The following is a 2,767-nucleotide window of genomic DNA, read 5'->3' on the forward strand; positions in this document are numbered from 1 at the left end:
CCCCCCCCCCCCCCCCACCCACCCCACGCCCCCCACGCCCCCCGCGCGCTGCGTGCCGCCGCGATCGTCGCTTCCGCGGCGATGGTTGCCATCGCCTTCCAGAGCGGCTCCGCCAGCGCGTCGGCCGAGCGGGAGGCGGGAGCCACCGCCGTCACGCTGTCGGCCGGGGCACGCGCCCAGGCCATCAGCGCGGCGCAGAACGCGTCGGCCGACACCGCGCGCGCCATCGGGCTGGCCGACGAGGAGCGCCTCGTGGCCCGTGACGTCGTGAAGGACGCGGACGGCACGGTGCACACCCGCTACGAACGCACTTACGCGGGCCTGCCCGTCCTCGGCGGCGACCTGATCGTCCACCAGAAGAAGGACGGCAGCCGCAAGACCACCAAGGCGGTCGAGGCCCGAATAGCCCCGGCCGGCGCCCGCTCCGCCCTGCGGACGGCGCCCCCCGGTGCCCGCCAGGTGGTGTGGGCTGCCACCGGCACCCCGGTCTTCGCCTACGAGACCGTCGTCACCGGCACCCAGGCCGACGGAACCCCCAGCGAGCGGCACGTCATCACCGACGCCGCCACCGGCGCCGAGCTCTACTCCTACGAGGCCATCGACACCGGCACCGGCACCAGCGAGTACTCCGGCGCCGTCACCCTCGGCACCGCCCCCAGCGGATCGGCGTACAGCCTCACCGACACGGCTCGCGGCGGCCACAAGACGTACGACCTGAACGGCGCCACGTCCACCGGCACGGGCACCCTCTTCACCGACGCCGACGACAAGTGGGGCGACGGCACCCCGTCGGACCGCCAGACCGCGGCCGTCGACGCCCACTACGGCGCAGCGGTCACCTGGGACTTCTACAAGACCGAACTCGGCCGCAACGGCATCGCCGGGGACGGCAAGGCCGCCTACTCCCGCGTCCACTACGGCAACGCGTACGTCAACGCCTTCTGGTCCGACAGCTGCTTCTGCATGACCTACGGAGACGGCCAGAACAACCAGAAGCCGCTGACCTCCCTGGACGTCGCCGGCCACGAGATGAGCCACGGCCTGACCGCCGCGACGGCCAAGCTGAACTACAGCCGCGAGTCCGGCGGTCTCAACGAGGCCACCAGCGACATCCTCGGCACCTCCGTGGAGTTCTTCGCCAACAACGCCGCCGACCCCGGCGACTACCTCATCGGCGAGAAGATCGACATCCGCGGCAACGGCACCCCGCTGCGCTACATGGACAAGCCCAGCAAGGACGGCGCCTCCGCCGACTACTGGTCCAAGTCCGTGGGCCGGCTCGACGTCCACAACTCGTCGGGCGTCGCCAACCACTTCTTCTACCTGCTCTCCGAGGGGAGCGGCGCGAAGACGGTCAACGGGGTCTCGTACGACTCGCCCACCTACGACGGTTCGACCGTCACCGGTATCGGCCGCACCAAGGCGTACAAGATCTGGTACAAGGCGCTCTCGACCTACATGACGTCGACCACCGACTACGCGGGGGCCCGCGTGGCGACCCTGAAGGCGACGGCCGACCTGTACGGGTCGACGGGCACGGAGTACCAGCAGGTGGCGGCCGCGTGGAAGGCCGTGAACGTCAACTGACGGCCCCTGTGGGGGTGCGGTGCGGTGCCGCACCCCCACACCGCACCGCACACTCCTCGGGCCGTCGGGTGGTCAGCCTCGGGGCAGCGCCCTGCGCAGCCTTGTGTCGAGCTCCTTGGCCACATCGGACGGCGGGTCGTCGCTCTGGAGCCGGGCCAGTTCGGCCGCGAAGGTCCGGGTGAAAGCGCCGTAGAGGGGGGTGCGCGGCCGCTGCACGGCGTTCTCCAGTGCGGGCAGCAGGGTGCCGCGCGCGTAGTCCGGCCGGCCGTGGGCGTCCCGTGGCATCCGGTCGGTGCGCTCGCTCGTCGGGGCCGCGGTGGCCTGGCCCACCGGCTTCGCCGCCGTGCAGGTCAGCTTGTCGTCCTCGTACGCGGAGAGCCGGGTGGCCGCGAATCCCGCGTCGAGCAGGCAGCGTTCGCTGTCCCTGCCGGTCAGGAACTCGATGAGCTCCCGGGCTGCGGTGCTCCGCAGCGACCCGCGGGCCACGGCCAGGTTCTGGCCGCCCAGCACAGCTCGGCCGGGCAGCGGGGCCACGCCGAGCTGCTCTTCGGACAGGGACTGGTGGAGGGTGCGGTAGGCGTACGGCCAGTGGCGCAGGAAGGCGGTGCGGCCGGCCGCGAAGTCGGTGAGGGTGTCCGCCTCGTCGGAGTGGACGGCCTCCGGCAGGGTGTAGGCGGCCTGGGTGCGGTCGCGCAGTTCGTCCAGCCCCGCCTTCAGGCCGTCCAAGGAACCGGCGTAGCGGCCGTCCTTGTCGGTGAGGGCGAAGTCGTCGGCAGCGGAGGCGAAGGCCTCCACGCCGTTCACGGTGAGGCCTTCGTAGGACGCGTCGAGCTGCGCCGTCCAGCCCTTCTGATAGGTGTCGGGCAGCTTCTTCCCCGCCCCGTCGAGGGCGCGGATCATCTGTTGGACCACGGGCCAGCGGGTGCCCTTGCCGAGGTCCGGGGCCGTGATGCCCGCCCTCTTCAGGTAGTCGGGGCGGTAGAAGAGCAGCCCGACGTCGCTGTTGAAGGGGACGGCGTACACCTTGTCCTTCCAACGGGCGGTGGCGGCGACGGACTTGACTACGTCGGCGTCGACCAGCGCGTCGGGGAGCGGCTGGACTAGGCCCGCGGCGGCGAACTCCGGCACCCAGGTCACGTCGAGGTTGACCACGTCGTACTCGGCGCTGCCGGACTGCAGC

General features: G+C 71.8%; 2 protein-coding genes. One reads left to right on the forward strand and one right to left on the reverse strand.

The window, feature by feature from the left end; translation table 11 throughout:
• Positions 1-81: 81 nt before the first annotated feature.
• Positions 82-1,587 carry a M4 family metallopeptidase gene (locus tag AB0F11_RS38010; protein WP_362184414.1) on the forward strand — a complete coding sequence of 502 codons (1,506 nt, stop codon included), beginning with the start codon at positions 82-84 and terminating at the stop codon, positions 1,585-1,587.
• Positions 1,588-1,659: 72 nt separating this feature from the next.
• Here the strand turns inward: AB0F11_RS38010 and AB0F11_RS38015 are convergent.
• The coding region (locus AB0F11_RS38015; protein ID WP_362184415.1) for an extracellular solute-binding protein at positions 1,660-2,767 on the reverse strand (1,108 nt) is incomplete at its 5' end.

The sequence above is a fragment of the Streptomyces sp. NPDC032472 genome, assembly GCF_040636955.1.
Lineage (GTDB): Bacteria > Actinomycetota > Actinomycetes > Streptomycetales > Streptomycetaceae > Streptomyces.

Bases quoted from the DNA above. Each gene is read 5' to 3' on its own strand.
- AB0F11_RS38010 (WP_362184414.1), top strand. From the start codon at position 82: ATGGTTGCCATCGCCTTCCAGAGCGGCTCCGCCAGCGCGTCGGCCGAG.